The organism is Acidithrix sp. C25, from assembly GCF_904848545.2.
In genome coordinates this window covers 1,175,956-1,188,780 of record NZ_CAJHCI020000001.1, presented here as the reverse complement: position 1 = coordinate 1,188,780, position 12,825 = coordinate 1,175,956, and the positions used below count along the sequence as shown (strand labels likewise).

The 12,825-nt window shown below is 47.2% G+C and carries 9 protein-coding genes and 2 pseudogenes; 4 read left to right on the top strand and 7 right to left on the bottom strand.

Annotated elements, in window-relative coordinates; genetic code table 11:
• Positions 1-1,274: 1,274 nt before the first annotated feature.
• The 5 genes from ACIDITHRIX25_RS91690 to ACIDITHRIX25_RS91670 form a co-directional block, all read right to left on the bottom strand.
• Positions 1,275-1,775, bottom strand: a complete 501-nt coding sequence (locus ACIDITHRIX25_RS91690; protein WP_283770399.1) for a transposase — start codon at positions 1,773-1,775, stop codon at positions 1,275-1,277.
• A 127-nt stretch (positions 1,776-1,902) separates the two neighbouring features.
• Positions 1,903-2,151, bottom strand: a complete 249-nt coding sequence (locus ACIDITHRIX25_RS91685; protein ID WP_052605479.1) for a helix-turn-helix domain-containing protein — start codon at positions 2,149-2,151, stop codon at positions 1,903-1,905.
• A gap of 745 nt (positions 2,152-2,896) precedes the next feature.
• On the bottom strand, positions 2,897-3,601 hold the full coding sequence (locus tag ACIDITHRIX25_RS91680; protein WP_201732762.1) for an FAD:protein FMN transferase: 705 nt from the start codon (positions 3,599-3,601) through the stop codon (positions 2,897-2,899).
• Between the two features lie 20 nt (positions 3,602-3,621).
• On the bottom strand, positions 3,622-4,164 hold the full coding sequence (locus ACIDITHRIX25_RS91675; protein ID WP_201732761.1) for an FMN-binding protein: 543 nt from the start codon (positions 4,162-4,164) through the stop codon (positions 3,622-3,624).
• A gap of 16 nt (positions 4,165-4,180) precedes the next feature.
• Positions 4,181-5,575 (bottom strand): ferredoxin reductase family protein, encoded by a 1,395-nt coding sequence (locus ACIDITHRIX25_RS91670; RefSeq protein WP_201732760.1) that lies wholly within the window; start codon positions 5,573-5,575, stop codon positions 4,181-4,183.
• Positions 5,576-6,807: 1,232 nt separating this feature from the next.
• Here ACIDITHRIX25_RS91670 and ACIDITHRIX25_RS91665 point away from each other — a divergent pair.
• Positions 6,808-6,969 (top strand): hypothetical protein, encoded by a 162-nt coding sequence (locus ACIDITHRIX25_RS91665; protein ID WP_160291920.1) that lies wholly within the window; start codon positions 6,808-6,810, stop codon positions 6,967-6,969.
• 30 nt (positions 6,970-6,999) lie between these two features.
• A pseudogene (locus tag ACIDITHRIX25_RS91660) lies at positions 7,000-7,233 on the top strand (helix-turn-helix domain-containing protein); the annotation flags it as partial.
• Here ACIDITHRIX25_RS91660 and ACIDITHRIX25_RS91655 read toward each other — a convergent pair.
• Complete coding sequence (locus ACIDITHRIX25_RS91655) at positions 7,219-7,554, bottom strand: hypothetical protein (protein WP_201732758.1); 336 nt, start codon at positions 7,552-7,554, stop codon at positions 7,219-7,221. The pseudogene ACIDITHRIX25_RS91660 and the gene ACIDITHRIX25_RS91655 overlap by 15 nt on opposite strands.
• Here ACIDITHRIX25_RS91655 and ACIDITHRIX25_RS91650 point away from each other — a divergent pair.
• Entirely contained in the window at positions 7,538-9,193 is a 1,656-nt protein-coding gene (locus ACIDITHRIX25_RS91650) for a putative transposase (protein ID WP_201732757.1), read from the top strand. The genes ACIDITHRIX25_RS91655 and ACIDITHRIX25_RS91650 overlap by 17 nt on opposite strands.
• Before the next feature lie 559 nt (positions 9,194-9,752).
• On the opposite strand, the pseudogene ACIDITHRIX25_RS91645 reads toward ACIDITHRIX25_RS91650, so the two are convergent.
• A pseudogene (locus ACIDITHRIX25_RS91645) lies at positions 9,753-10,130 on the bottom strand (HipA domain-containing protein); the annotation flags it as partial.
• Positions 10,131-10,393: 263 nt separating this feature from the next.
• On the opposite strand from ACIDITHRIX25_RS91645, the gene ACIDITHRIX25_RS91640 reads away from it, so the two are divergent.
• Positions 10,394-11,299, top strand: coding sequence for an EamA family transporter (locus ACIDITHRIX25_RS91640; RefSeq protein ID WP_201732755.1), 906 nt, complete (start codon positions 10,394-10,396; stop codon positions 11,297-11,299).
• The last annotated feature ends 1,526 nt before the right edge of the window (positions 11,300-12,825 follow it).

The window sequence follows — 12,825 nt, the reverse complement described above, 5'->3', positions numbered from 1 at the left end:
CGGTGATCTGATAGTGCGCTGGTATTCCCGTAAGGTTCTACTCTTGGTATCTTTTTTGTATCTTTGGAGTTTTTAATCATAAATTCAATGACAGGAGATATTGGGTTTCTTAGAGTGGGCCACCTGATCAAGTTCATCGAGGCCAATTCAATCCGGTGTTTCCAGGATAGCTAGTCGGGTAGGCACGACTCATTGCTGGGTCGTGCCCCCTTAAGATCCTAGCGGGCAACTTTCATCCCACTAGGCTCAAGCCTTATGAAGGACCCTTTCGGGACCCGGTCATACAGTTACCAATTTGCCATGGAGGTATAGCCTTTACGACGTAGGCTTGTGACCTTCTGACGTTACTACTAAAGTTCCGACCGATCGATCTTATCCCAATGTGTTTCGTCAGTAGGACCACACTGTGGCGTGAGCCATGTTCATTTGCCTTCCTAGCCTATGAGGTTCTATGAATCACGTAACTAAGACTGTCTCGTAACTAAGACCGTCTCGTAACTAAGACCGTCTCGTAACTAAGACCATTTCACACCTTGGCACCACGGGGAAGTCTGCTTGGCTCCGCACCAGGTAATGTCTCACCAGGTAATATCTCAAGGTATATCCGTCTCATTGCAAGTGCGCGTTTCGCTTTGCCTCCAATTGAATATTCCACCGAAATAACATACGCTGGGATTAGGGCCTGCCTTTTCACAGGAGGAAATTGTTGTCAGCGCGCATCTATAAGACAATGCTGCGACCGTTCCAGATAGCTTTTGATCCAAGCCCATCAGCAACTTTGGCTTGTTTGCAATAACGATCTTTAACCAGCAGTTCACATATGTTGCTCATACCCAGCTAGGCCTACCTCCATGCTCCCTGGTCCCTTATTGCCTGGTTCCTTATTGTCTGGCCCCTTAGGGCCTTGTTGCTGGCAGTGTCGGCTTCACCTCACGGATTTGGCCTATGAGATTTCCCGCGGGTACTTTTCCGACAGCTCTACACCAGAGAATTACTCCTCTGGCATGTGTCGGTTGGCTTTGCCAGCTGAATGGCAAGTTCCTCCTTTTCGAAGCGTTAAATTCGGCGATCTCATGTCGCACGGAGACAATTGCATAAGTAGATCTTTAGCTGTTTTGGATTTAAAGGGCTCTCCTAACATAGATGTGGATCAAGCAACCCTTTCGTAGGGGAGCTTGAGATCAATCGGACCGCATGAAAGCATCACCAAGCCAAGTGTTGATTTTGCAGAGTGAAGACCATAGCATCTAGCAATGGCGGATCTAATATATTGTTTAGACCCTCAAGCCTTCCATTAGAGACACCCTTTTCAAGCTAGGGGGCTCAATAGCAGCCATAATTCCAGCTTTATGGATTCGAATTGTCTTTGACAATCTGACAAAGCTAGGTATCTGTGATCGTGAAGCACGAGCACACCAGGAATCCAAGAACTCAGCTACTTCGTCATTGGATAATCCACTACCGAATATCCCTCTTAGGGATTCTTTCATCTCTAAGGGCTTTAGAAGTATTGCAGCGGTTGACTTTATTTGACGTAGAGTCTCATTTTGGCGTTGAGTCAAATCACCAGGATTCTTTAGTAATGCCCATCTTGCACTCACAAACCTACGGGCGTAATCTGGAGTAGGAAGTTTTCTCAGCTGGCGCCATAGGTCGCATCTTACCTCCTCCAGGGCCTCAGTGCCCAATTTAACGACATGAAAAGGATCGAGTGCGATTTGAGTATCTGGTGTGCGATCAGCGAAAGCTTTAGCAAAAGCTGGTCCCATGTCCATTGTTGCTACTTGTGTGAGAGCTTGGAACGTTGCGAACCAAGCTCACATAAGAACCCATCTAGACTCTTAGCGCTTTTTCCTTCTGCTCCATAGACGATCTTTCCAGTTTCATGATCTGTTACGGGCTCTAAATAACTTGGGTTATGTACTTATGGTGTTTACGATAGGCAATCTCATCTACCCCTATTATTGAGAGCTTCTCTAGTCGCTTTGGATCGATCTCTTTGGCTACTACTCTCTCACAGATCGTACCAACTGTTTTCTGAGCAATCCGGGTGAGCTTCGTAACTGTTGTTTTATCCATCTTTGCGGTTGAGCCGGCAACTAGATGTTCAAAGTCTCTCGTGAAGCGAGATTTGCGATACCGGTCACCCAAATGGCACTGACTCAGTGATTACTCCATGATTGGGGCATTTCGGTCTCCGTAGGGCACAAGAGATCCAAGTACGACGTATTCCCATGTCAAGATGTCTCCAGCGAGAGTTGATAAGTTCTGATGTCGTAGCGGTATTTTGTTTTGAATTTACGGCTTATTCAACAACACTTTGGACATGCGAGCTTGGATCGTGCAAGTTTGACATCTACAACAATTTCATCTTTTGAGATAAAAATATCGTTGACAATGACACCTTTAACGTCAAGCAACTGCTTGACTAGAGAGTTAGCGTGCACGGTTAGATCTCCTAAATCTGTGTGTTAGTAACTTCAAATTTAGAGGTCACAAACCGTGCAGGTTTCATTCAATGCTTTTAAAGACCCAAAAGTTCTTATCGTACAGGCGTTACTTATCAGTTATGGGGTCTTGGTGACCCACATGAGGGTTAGGAGAGCCATTTAAAGCTCCGCACTTAATGCTAGATAAGGCCCCCCCAACTGCATTCGAAGTCAAAAGATACCACCCGAAAGAGTTGATCTATGAATTGTGCAATTGTCTCCTAGGCTTTCATTTTGACCGACAATCGGTATGGATGCTGCCACATATGGGCAGGAGTTATATAGCTTGGATTTCGATAACGTAAGATTATTTAGGTTAGGTAACTAAAGCTACCGGGCAAGGGCTGTTGATCGAAAATGGTAGAGGTGACTAATAACGGTCGCTAACCGGGAAACGATAACAGGTTTTAGCCTTTTGAAAACGCAAAATTTGGAGTGGCCAGCATTGATCCATCACTTTTCACGATCATAGCTTCGGTACCTCTCATCTTTGAAACCATGCCAAGGACCTCAGTGCCTCCAGCAATAAGCGCAGTGGCTATCGCATCAAGACGAGTTAGGTCTGTTCCGAGTACGGTTGCGGCAACCGTAGTGATAGGCAATCCTTTGACGCTAGTAATATGATCTCCGCGTTCATAGCTTCCTGAGGTGGCAACTGCCTCGGTGACATCGACGACCCCAAGGAGCTCCCCTGGTTTAAAGGGATCCTGGACCCCAATAGTGTAGATTCGACCGGGAACAACACATATGTCGCCACCCGCATTTACAAGGCCACCCTGAATTCCCGCTTCAATCAAAATTGATAAGGCACGTTTGGCCGACCATCCTTTTACAAGACCTGTTGGGTCGAAGCTTGTCCCCAATGCCCATGGGTCAAAGTGGCCAGCTGTTATGGTCTTTGCTCTTTCACATTCCTGCATTACTTCAATGAAAAGGGGAGAAGGGTGTTCGATTTCTCCCCAGTTGAAGAGTGTGAGCTCACTGTCTTGCTTCCATAGGCTGAATTGGTTGTCTAGCCGATCGATCTCAGCACACGCGAAAGAGATAGCTGCTTCGATCTGTGATTTTGACTTTTCCTCATCGACGATTAGAAACGTAAAGACGGTACCCATTGCATGGTGAACGTTAGAGATCATTTGAAATGGAGTTTAGTCAACGCGCTCTGTATTGAATAGGCGTACGCTTCACTTGTATAGGTAGCACCAGTGATACCCATGATTCGCGTACTTTGTGCTTTGAGGACCTCGGATTTTAGGATGGGAACTACTTGCTGTTCTATCTGCAAGGAATAGGACTCAGCTGTCTGTAGAGAGCTGACGGTTACGTCGGTGATTTTATTATTCGTGATCGTAACTTTGACCGCCATCTGTCCATAACCATAGTTTTCCAATTTGCCAACCATAGTGGCATTTGCTATAGATGATGATGGTGCTGCAGTTGTCGTGGGAGCGGCTTTTACGACGGTGGTAGTAGTCGCTCCTGAACTAGCAGTGGCTGCTGTGGTTGTAGTCGCTCCTGAACTAGCAGTGGCTGCTGTGGTTGTAGTCGCAGATTGGGCTGGAGCGCTAGATTTTACCAATGCAGAGCTTTGAGTTGAGGGTGCTGGCCCGTGAATTGCGATAACTCCAACAAAGCCAACTGAGGCTGCGCCTAATAGTTTTAGGGATGGTTTCACGTGATTCTATTCCTGACTAGATACTGTAAGCTTCGTGATGAATGGCTTCAGGTGGGACGCCATTTCTCTTGACTATTGACTCAACTTGATTTACAAAGCCTTCGGGCCCGCAGATGAATACGTCTCGACGTTTCATATCGGGTACGAGTTTTACTATGGCGGCCATATTTACGGCTTCGCGTTTTCCGATCAGTTTATGGACTACGCCCTTTCGGTGCTTCACGAGCTCTGTGATCTCTTCCACTAGAGCGAGCTCGGATTCCTTGTTGGCGCGTAATACAACAACAGGACGAGATTTCAGCGGGATCTCTTCTAGAAGGGCTCTTACGGCCGTGACACCAATTCCACCGGCTATCAAAAGAGCCTGGGGTCTCTTTGAAGCCCCAACAGTGAATGAACCGTATGGACCTTCTATGGCCACCGCGGTGCCGACTTTGATCTCAGAGAGTGATGAGGAGAAATCCCCAAGAGCTTTTACTGTCAGTCGCATGTAGGGTGGCTTTGGCATTGCCGAGACTGTAAAGGGGTGAGCCTGCCACCACATTCCTTTGGTAAGAAAGCGCCATTCGAAGAATTGCCCGCCTGATATCTGCAGGCGATCCAGGTCTTTTCCTTGCAGAACTATTGAGACCACACCTTCGCTCTCGCGGTGGACTTCAGCAACTCGCAATTGGTGACGGACGGTTCGGTAGATCGGCACTCCAATGCGAAATATCACGATCAGCGCAACCGCTATGAGCCAACCTCCTATCCAGACAATCTGAGTAAGTGGATGTTTTACAAAAGATGGCCCGAGGGCGAGTTCATGAGCAAACGAGATGGCAAGGGCTACATACATGAGAAGGTGAAGGATCCACCAGTTCTCCCTAGAGATATTTCTTCGAATCTGGGGAACTGATATTATTCCGATTAGGACCATAATGCCAAGGCCGATGGTTGCACTTAGAAGATGAGGAAAGGTATTTACTACGACCCCAACTTCTGAGAGTACGCCAGTCTTGGCAGCTTCGGCGTATGACAATGTGAGGAAGATCGCGTGAGCTAGAATAAGCAAGATTGGCCATGGGGCTAATTTTCTGTGCCAGTGTATAACGCCACCTTGACCCAGAACCCGTTCGAGGGCTGGCATTCGACTGGCCAGTATTACCATCAGCAAAGCTAGGTAAGTCCCGACTAGCCCTGTAACTGATCCGACAAACATCGAGAGTCCACCAGTGACGTGCAACTCGCTTTGTGTGCCATCGACAATTGGCAAAGCTACAAATACTCCTAGACCAAGTCCAAGGAGTAACAGCGTCGCATTGTATGCCCAGCGAGATGGGGGCGTGGGCGTTGTCCTTATAGTCTCACCAGTTTCCCTCGCAATCCTATCAGATTGCGAGGTCACAGGGAAAAATGTAGTATTTTCCATTACAAACTCCGTCTTTCTAGGCAAAACATTAGCGGTTCTAAATGAATCCTTTCTGAAACAAAAGGCTAAAGGTGCCGAATTTGTTAACAGGCGTGGTGCTCTTAATATCGTTTCATCGGCCTTGTGATGGTTGCAATTGATTTATTTACTCCAATTTCTCCTGGGAGTCGATCTAAATTTTCCTTCGATGGGAGGAGTCTTTAACAGAATCAACCTCAGTTTCCGGAGGTGGTTTTTGAGCGATGGTGGCTCCACTTGGGGTTTAATGTCACTTGATCGAATGAAACAGTCACCCTCGAGATCGGCATGGAGGATTTATGGTAGGAATTCGCAAGGGAGGGCGTGCCGTGGTAGCTTTGACAAGTCTTTCTAATTGGAGAAGTTGACCGACCATCTTTAGGTAATAATTACCTGAGTAATTTCTGTGTAATGGTTATGAAATTAGTTTCTTTGTTCTAATAAATGGACTGTTTTAATTTCTCGTTTGGATGGGATCCAAGTCGGTTTGGCGCGTTTGATTTCAGCCGGTTCGAGGATTGAGTGAGCTCTCTGGCTTCGGAGCGGTCTTAAACGGAGCATTCAGGCATATTGAGTAGGCAATCCACCGCTGCTATTGTCCTTCGCGTAGTGGTGTTTTGTCTTGAGGTGAATTATGTCGGTGTAGCTTTTTGAGTTTGTCTATATCCTATGGGCTCCGGCGTAGCATTATTTGCTCCACCGCAATGGCTCTCCTGTGGAGCTTTGGTCGCAAGTTTAGGTTGTCTGGGACTTGTGTTTGATGGACGAAGCTCAAATGACCCTAAAATCGCATCTGCCTCAGCAGTGGATCAATAGTTTGGGAGTCTCCCATCTAGATCAATATTTACATAGATTTGAGTGATCTCTTTCAATCTTGACGTCAGGCGGCTTTAGTCGACTTTGAGCTTCCGGACCTATAAAAAGAGTCGAAAATACTCTTTTCTTTAGTCCTTCTAGATACCTTTTATAATTATAACCGTTCCCCCTTCGTCCCCTTGTAACTAAAAATCATGGTGGCTTACAATATTATTGACAGGAAGTGTGATCCATGTCAGCAAAAGATAGCTCTTGCACCGCACCAGCGTCAAAACCAAGTTTGGAGTCCAGGCCTCCTGACATGGTACCCAGCAAGTTTCTGTAAATTAGCCTCTGAGCTGGATAAATAATTCTGCAGGTGACCTGTTTCGGAGCTTGAATATGATATAATTGATGAGATGGAAACCACCTCAGGCAACCAGAATTCCGGGCTGATGATCGGTCAGCCACCATTGCCACTGGTTCCCAAAGAAACCCTCCCAATCGGTGATTCTGCTGGCATCTACGAAGACGAGCGTGGAGGTGCGGTCTTTATCTGGGGCAATGTCGTCTACACCTAGGGACCGGGTGACGAACCCCTTCGGCGACTTGCTGCAGTGCAACTTGTAGAAACTGGCGCTTCACGACCGATTGATGTTTCTCGTGCGTTTGAGATCAAACCCAATGCCTTGTGGCGTTGGCGCAGAGACTTCGCAGAATTCGGTCTAGCCGGCCTCATCGATGCGAAGAGAGGTCCGAAGTCACAGCGCCTAGTAACCCGAAGAAGTCTCTTCCTACATCAAGGAACTGCGGCTCGACGGAAGAACGATTCAGTCGATAACTGATGAGCTCGGTATTTCTACCTGTCCGGCCCGCCAAGCACTTGGCCGCCTTGGTCCGAAATCGAAGGTATCAGCGGTAATCGATCCGTCGGATACAGGTGATCTGGATGAAAGAGACACCGAAGGTGACGAGATAGAGCTTGCCCGTGCAATCCATCCGTCGACAGATGACATAGAGAATGACTCTTTTGCAGAAGCCGAGCTATCTTCTGAAACTGAACTATCTTCTGAGACTGAGCTATCTTCTGGTACTGAACTATCTTCTGAAACAGAGCTATCTTCTGGTACTGGACTTCTTCCGGTTCCATTGCCTGAACCACGCACCAAAGAACGAGTCCTTGCCCGCTTTGGTCTTCTTGAAAGTGCAACGCCTGTATTCACCCAAGGTGCTGGACTAGCGAGGCTGGGATCACTGTTGATCCTTCCGACATTGGCACAGACTGGACTCTTTAGCTCGGCAAAGAAGACTTATCACAGCCTGTCTGACGGTTTCTACAGCCTGAGTGCAACGATTCTCACCATGGTCTTTCTAGCGGTCTTTAGAGAGCCACTCGCAGAAGGTGCAACCCGTATCCCACCCTCAGACCTCGGTCGACTCCTCGGACTCGACCGTGCCCATGAGGTAAAGACCATCCGACGAAAGTTGAGCGAGATCGCAGGACCTAACAAAGGATCTGAATTCGTAAATGCCCTTAGTGAGTATCACGCAGAACAAGATCCCGACGTAATGGGTTACCTCTATCTCGATGGCCACGTCCGAGTCTATTCAGGGAAACGAGACCTACAAAAAGCACACGTGACCAGAACCAGGATTGCAGCACCAGCAACCGTTGAGACCTGGGCGACCGATCAGAGGGGTGACCCTGTTTTTGTCGTGACCTCTGAACTTAGCGCCTCATTGGTCTCGGAGATCAGGCGCCTACTCCCATCACTCAAAGCCTTGGCAAAGGGCCACACGATGACCGTGGTGTTCGACCGTGGCGGATGGTCACCAAATCTGTTCGCAGAAATGGTCCGAAACAAGATCGACTTTGTCACCTACGTCAAAAACAAGCGCACGAAAGAGCCAGATGATGCCTTTTTCGAAGAGTCCTTTTCTGAGGATGGCGTTTCATACCTCTATGAGCTGGCTGATCGGAGTATCTGTCTGAATCTCACAAAGGAAGTTGACGGCCAAAAGACCCTTAGCTGTCGTCAGATCACCAGACGTAGGGAAGGTGGTCGCCAAACCCAGATAGTAACCTCCCGCACCGATGCCAGTGCGTCAGAGATAGCTCATCGTATGTTTGCCCGCTGGCGTCAGGAGAACTACTTCCGTTATGCAAGAGAACACTTCGCACTCGATGCACTCGATTCCTACAGTTTTGTAGGAGACGACCCTTTTCGCATGGTCCCAAATCCTGCGAAAAAGAGAGCCCAGGCTGAATTACGCAAAGCACGTCTCGCCCTATCTCAGGCAGAAGCAGCGATAGGTATCGCACTCGAGGAGTCGAAGCGGACATCTTTGGTGAAGTTCAAGACACAAAATGCAAAACTCACAGCAATAACAGAAAAGGCACGAAGCGAAGTTGACCGCCTCGGCCAAGAGGTCCATGATATCCCCACCCGAGTACCACTTAGTAGCATTCGCCCAGAGGAGGTACTCATGGACGAGGAGAGAAAGCTCGTGACTCACGCAATCCGCATGTCTACCTACAAAGCGGAGTCGGCCTTAGCCCGCATGATCGCACCCATCTGTCCGATGGACGAGGCGAGGGCATTGCTACGTGAAGCATTCAATTGCGCTGGTGATCTCCAAATCGTCGATGGAGCACTTGAGATCCGGATCGACCCGTTATCTGCCCCTCGACGCACCAGTGTACTTGTTTCATTGTGTGAACAACTTACGTCCTCAAAAACCTGCTATCCGGAGACCAATTTGGTCATGCGATTCTCGGTCAAAGATCGACCTGGCATCTCCTGAACTTTATCCCCCATGTCAGGCGCCCTGGAGTCGGAAGCGGTGTCGGTATTTGTTTCTTGAGCACCAACTGTAAAGGAAATTAAAACGGTTTAAACAAATCACCGAACTGTTATGACCAGTAATTGATTTAATCTGGCGATTTTGAATGAAGTGCATTCGTAAACACTTGCAGAAACTCCCCGTGGAACTGACGCGATCCAACATAACAAATATTGTTTGGTGCATCTTTTGGCTCAATAACTAGTTAAAAAAAGGCCCCTGGGTGAGAGGATTAAAACGACATTGAGCTTACGTTGTTTGAGAACTGCCATGCAACGAAAGGCCGCTCGTGGACTTTCTCTACGAGCCGCGAAGGTAACGAGCTGCCTAGGTTAGATACCTCTGATCTTTGCGATACTTCATAGAAGGAATTGCTTATGCGATCTACAATCTCTCTCGCTCTTGAGATGACCGAGTCGGTGTCGAGGTTTAGCTCCCCCGCAACTGAGGGCCAAGGATCTCGATTTTGATCTATCCAAACGTGATATGACCCTCCTATCTTCATTGCGAAGCGGAGTTTTCACTCATGCTCGCTGTATGGAAGGCCTGAAGCCACATCATAGAGTGGTGCAAACCTAGTTTCTTGTCCGCGGACCATGATCGAGTAATTCTTTGCATGTGCATCAGTTCCTCCAATGAACCAATTCCATATCAATGCCTCGACGATGTGCCATATTGCTTCTTCCGCTGCTGTTGGTCTAAGTGCCCTGCGAAGGAGTTTTGCAATATCTTGGGGCGACTGACCACCTTCGTTTTGGTACTTTTTTGTTGGAATGCCTCCAGAAGCCTGACACAGATCTTCTTGGTGGATCCTCTTTATAATTCCACCATCGACGTAGCGGTCGTAACGATCGGAAACCACGGTAACAACTCCGCCAATTTGTTCCAAAGATGTTCTTACGGTCCGTAGCCGCTTAACTACCTGGTAGGTTTTGGGGTGCTGTTGATTTTAGTCAATGACGCTTGAGGTACAGATAGTCGACCTCTAAGTGGTTGTGATGTCGTTTATCACTTTTTGTGAGAAATAGTTGTCTCTTGGCTTTACGACGGTATCGAATCGGATTACCTTGATCGGCATGGATGGCCAAGAAACCAAGCATACTAGCGTGAATCTTGGGCGAATGTAGAAATGAAATGCCATTTCATCTAAGGATTTAATAAGTGGGTAATTTCAGAACGGGCAATACCTCGAAGGCCGGATTTTTGGTGGCTGGCGGTGCGATCTCTACGCAATTTGGTGCGGCATTCGCTACTCGTCTGTTTCATTCCATAGGGCCCACTGGTGCGGTATCTCTTCGAATTGGATTTGCAGCGCTTGCTTTGTTGGTCGTGAATTTGCCTAATAGAGACAAGCTTGCGAAGGTGCAAGGGCGGGGTCGAGATATTTGGGTTGCAATAGCATTTGGTGTGGTGCTAGGGGCTATGAATTTGACCTTTTATGAGGCGATTGCTCGTATTCCATTAGGCGTAGCCGTGACGATAGAGTTTGTGGGTCCCCTTGGAGTTACCATAGGTGGGTCTCGACGGTTGATGGATCTCGCATGGGCAGCTTTGGCGGGTATTGGTGTAGCTCTTCTAGCAGGTAGGGGGCTGTTGGGCGGCGAGATTCGCCACCTGAACCTCCTCGGTGTCGGATATGCACTTTTGTCAGGCCTATGTTGGGCTGGGTACATTCTTCTAAATTCTGCTTCAGGGCGGCGATTTAGAGGTACAACCGGACTATCGATTGCGATGGTTGCAGCGACGATCGTGATCTTGCCCTTTGGTATCGTTCGTGGCGGGTGGCATCTTCTAAGCTTAGATAGCCTCTGGGTTGGATTTTTGGTGGCACTACTTTCTTCAGCTCTACCGTACTCCTTAGAAATGTACGCCCTTAAAAGGGTGACATCTCGTGCTTTTGGCATATTGCTGAGTCTGGAGCCGGTCTTTGCCGCACTTGCTGGTCTTTTGGTCCTGGGGCAGAGGCTAGATATGGTAGAAGTGGCTGCTCTTGTCATGGTCATAGTCGCCAACCTGGGAAGTGCGTGGTTTGACTCCAATAGGTCCGCAATTGTTGTCGACATATAGAGTCCACAGAGCAACATCGCCTCGATTTATTGCCCTTATGAATATTTCTTTTTAATAGGTTCTTACATCTAGTCTTGACCGCCCTACCGAACTCAAAAGGCCAACATCTTCTCGGTGGTGTAATAAAAGATGGGTTTTGGAGATCAAGAATCGGTTCAAGGGTAAGAGTAGCGACAGACTTTTGGGTTTTGGGTGCAGTTGACAACTGTGCCTGGAAGATGGCGTTCTTTATTTGAGATTTTTAGTGTATCGTCTTCGATTTATTGGTTATCTTCTGGTTCATGGAGCTCTATGGCGTTGGCCAATCAAAGACATGACGACCAGTGGCCGCATTGACGGGGCACCAATGGAAAAAGACAGCAGTGATATCGAATAAGTCAACCTCCATCGATGGTATTTTTTGGGATTGATGAAGTTTGAATTTATCGAGCGCCCAAGTGAATTTTCGTTGCTTGGCTTGTGGAACACAAAGATACTGAGCCTATATGCGATATCCGACCTGGCTAGATCGTTTAATATTATTTCATTGAAAGGATCATTTTCCAACCTATCTAACCAGTTCTCAACCAACCAAAATTGTCCGACTGCAGCCCTTGGAAATTCCAATCATAAGTTTGGCTATCTCTGACTAGGCGCAATGGCCAATTTGTATTGGCCCATTGACCAACCTGGTCTGAGTTCCTGGGCTAGTAAGCCTATGGATCGCTAGCCCTTTAGTCCGAGGTACCTTCAGGTGGTCTTACTTTTTTGCGCTGAGGCTAACTTGGCTTTGCTTTTAAGTGTTGCAGAAGATGAAGTGCTAAATGACTAGATCCTGGTCGTCTCCATTTACGTTCGCCCATTTAATTTTGCTTAATTTTCCATAAATTGCTTCTATAGCTGACCTCATTTGAAAGTCTATTGCCATGCTTGGTGACGGATATCCTAGAAGATTTGCATTCAAAAAGATTCAAATTCAAATGTACTCTCTAGCCTGTTATAGGTGCTAATTGGCATTTGGATTGGGTAATATCATTTCGTAGTTCGATTGACTTGTGTTGTTTGTGCTTTGATCTATTGCGGATAGCTTGATATTACCAAATGATAGCAAGGTATAACTCAAAGAATCGATTTTGATTGAAATTGGATTATCTAATTAGATCAATCATTTGAAATTCTTTTTTTCAGTTGAGCGGGTTCGCCAATCGAACTCACTGGTGGGATCTTGGCCTCCTGGCTGGGTGTCACTCTAAGTAAGTGGCATCATGAGGTAAGGGCTAGAAAATAGCTAAATATAACTTTCATCATCAGGGTGATTTCAGATTACACCATTTCAAGTCGTAGATGCATCGATTGGAACGGGTGATTTAACATCGTGTTCATGAATGTGCATACGGTTTAGACCAGTAGCGATCTAACATTATTTGCATTGAAGAAGTTATCGAGGTGCAGCTGTTTGAGGTCAATCTAATTTGGATCGTCTCTACCTGTGGTATCAAAGTACTTTTGTAAAACTGATTAGGACGGAAGGGTAAAGTTGGCTTAAT

Bases quoted from the DNA above. Each gene is read 5' to 3' on its own strand.
- ACIDITHRIX25_RS91665 (WP_160291920.1), top strand. From the start codon at position 6,808: ATGGAAACCACCTCAGGCAACCAGAATTCCGGGCTGATGATCGGTCAG.
- ACIDITHRIX25_RS91680 (WP_201732762.1), bottom strand. From the start codon at position 3,601: ATGGGTACCGTCTTTACGTTTCTAATCGTCGATGAGGAAAAGTCAAAA.
- ACIDITHRIX25_RS91690 (WP_283770399.1), bottom strand. From the start codon at position 1,775: ATGGACATGGGACCAGCTTTTGCTAAAGCTTTCGCTGATCGCACACCA.
- ACIDITHRIX25_RS91670 (WP_201732760.1), bottom strand. From the start codon at position 5,575: ATGGAAAATACTACATTTTTCCCTGTGACCTCGCAATCTGATAGGATT.